The 2,571-nt window shown below is 44.8% G+C and carries 2 protein-coding genes; both read right to left on the reverse strand.

The genetic code is table 11. From position 1 onward, the window contains the following. Positions 1-1,269 (reverse strand): GntP family permease, encoded by a 1,269-nt coding sequence (locus CHI10_RS03635; protein ID WP_095242973.1) that lies wholly within the window; start codon positions 1,267-1,269, stop codon positions 1-3. A 122-nt stretch (positions 1,270-1,391) separates the two neighbouring features. Continuing rightward, positions 1,392-2,492 carry a sugar diacid recognition domain-containing protein gene (locus CHI10_RS03640; protein ID WP_095242974.1) on the reverse strand — a complete coding sequence of 367 codons (1,101 nt, stop codon included), beginning with the start codon at positions 2,490-2,492 and terminating at the stop codon, positions 1,392-1,394. Between the last annotated feature and the right edge of the window lie 79 nt (positions 2,493-2,571).

Genomic DNA, 2,571 nt, shown 5'->3' on the forward strand with positions numbered 1-2,571 from the left:
TTAGCCAAAAAGCTTAAAGACTCCAAATATCAGAGTTGAAATAACGGCAAGAGTTAAACCGATAAGCGATTCATATGGCATCAGCTTTAAGCGTTCCTTCATATCCATATTGACGCTTCCTGCCGTGGCATGAAAGAAGCTTCCGTGCGGCAGGTGATCCAGTACGGTGGCTCCCGCATGAATCATGGCTGCTCCTGCTAAAGCTGATATTCCCAATCCTAAAATCGTGCTGCCAAAGACTCCGCTCGCGACGGCAGTCCCGGCCGTTGTGGATGCTGTTGCAGCTGACATGAAAATACCTGAAACAGGCGCCAGCAGATACGCTGGAAGACCTGAGGATGTTAACGCATTAATGATCACATCTTTTAAGCTTGAGTTTGCGATGATTCCTGCCAGGGTTCCGGTTCCAAGAAGCATGATGGCAACGCCTGACATTTTGTTTAAACCGGATATAGCGTATTCATTGATTTTGCTGGTCTTTTTCATAGCAATGGCCCCGATGATTCCTCCGACGGGAAGTGCCACCATCGGATCAATATTGATGTCAAATAGCGGGCGCAGCGCCAATAATATAATCGTAACGAGCGGCGCAATCATCGCCGTGAAAAATAATGGCAGCTTTGTATGACTGTTTGCTTCGACTTCGCTTTCTGAAATCATAGATCCCTTATGTACTAATTTTTTAGCAATAAGATATGTGACAGCAAGTCCAAATATGGCCGGGATGATCCCTGCCGCCATAACCGAAGTAAGGGGTACGCCAAAGGCATCTGAAGCAGCAATGGCATTCGGATTAGGGGACATGATGTTTCCTGCTTTCCCTCCGCCAATCATCGCCAGCAAAATGGCTGTTTTGGACAGTTTCGCTCTTTTCGCGATTGCCAGGGCGATTGGTGATACGGTTATGACTGCCACATCAACAAATACACCGACCGTTGTCAGGATCATCGTTGCCACCGCTAAGGCAAGAAGTGCCCGGGTTTCTCCGAACTTTTTTACGATTGTTTCGGCAATGGAAGAAGCGGCGCCAGATTCTATCAGAACACCGGCCAGTATGCCGGCTGCCAGGATTCTGAGCACCGCCGGTATGATGTCCTTAGCTCCTTCCATCATTAAATTCACTGTGTTCGTGATATCCGCTCCGCCGACTAAGCCGCCAATTAAAGCACCTGCGACCATTCCATAAGCAGGCGGTACTTTTTTCAAGATTAATAGTATGGCAATGACTAAAGCTGTGATCGCACCTAAAGCGCTTACAGTAACATCCATTATGAGCCCTCCCGTGATGATTTGCTTATGTATCCATTGTAAGCGTTTGCGCGAAATGTTTCATTGTGTATGCTGATGAAAAGAAGCGGTCAGAATTTTACAATCATTGTGCAAATGCACAATCATTGATGTGTTTTGATTAATTTCGCTACATATAGTTCAAGCATCATCTTCACATTTCGCGGGTCTCTTCCAGTTATTTCTGTTATCTTATCCAGGCGGTATCTCAGAGTATTGCGGTGGATAAATAAGTGGTCTGCTATTTTCCCAAGATCCCCTCCTTCTTTCATAAAAACATCAAGAGTATGAGCCAGCTCCCCTTTTTTATCCTGCTCCACGAGCCGGTCATAGAAAGAGAGTGTGTCTGCATCCTTCAGGCCAAGCATGGATAACTCCACCTCGAGCCAATTGTTTTCATAGCTGTAATAGTCATCATCAGGCTGAAGCCTTGGACCAAGAACAGCAAGCTGCTGTGCCTGCCGAAAGGATGACTTCAAACCGCTTATGTGCACCGATGTCTTTCCCATTGCAACTGTCGCTTTCCTTCTTGAAAGATCGGCAATCCTCTTTAAAACAGCTTTTTTTTCTGAATGCTGTCCTGCTTTTAAAATGACAATTTCATTATTGAACGTAATCCCGGTAAGATCCTGCTTCCCCAATTCAAACTGGATGTTATTGATCAGCTTTTGATTCATGGTTCCAAGTTCTTCGTACAGCTTGAGAACAATCACGGTTCTCGGGATATTCAGGTCATATCCCTGAAATCCTGCCCGCTCTTCTAACCACGATTCATTGAATGGTTCTTCAGAAATGAGAAGGTTCACAATTTCACTTTGAAGCCTCTGCTTCCACTGAACTCTTTCCAGCAAAAAAGACTGTTCCAGCACGAGTTCCGCTGCCATTTTAACAAGCTCGGCATAATTTCTAATTTGTGGGGGCTCACCTGTAATGCCGACTACACCAATAATTTCATTATGAAAACGGATGGGCAGATTAATTCCAGGCTTGGCCCCTTTAAGCCCGGCGGCACTTCTTTCATCAATTTCCACACTTTCGCCTTTTTCCAGGACCAGCAGGGCGCCATCATGAACCTGATTGATCCTTTCCTTTTCACCTGATCCGATAATAATGCCTTCTTCATTCATAACATTTATGTTTTTATTAAGAATTTTCATCGTGCGCTCTACTATTTCCTGAGCGAGTTCATAGGATAAAAAATACACCTTACACGCCGCCTTCCTGATTCATTACTAACAATGTATCATAGTGAATATGCACAATAAACATAAGAAAAGCGGAAGC

The sequence above is a fragment of the Bacillus sp. 7894-2 genome, from assembly GCF_002272225.1.
Classification (GTDB): domain Bacteria; phylum Bacillota; class Bacilli; order Bacillales; family Cytobacillaceae; genus Cytobacillus.

Coding starts and splice junctions, on each gene's coding strand:
- CHI10_RS03635 (WP_095242973.1), bottom strand. CDS start 1,269: ATGGATGTTACTGTAAGCGCTTTAGGTGCGATCACAGCTTTAGTCATT.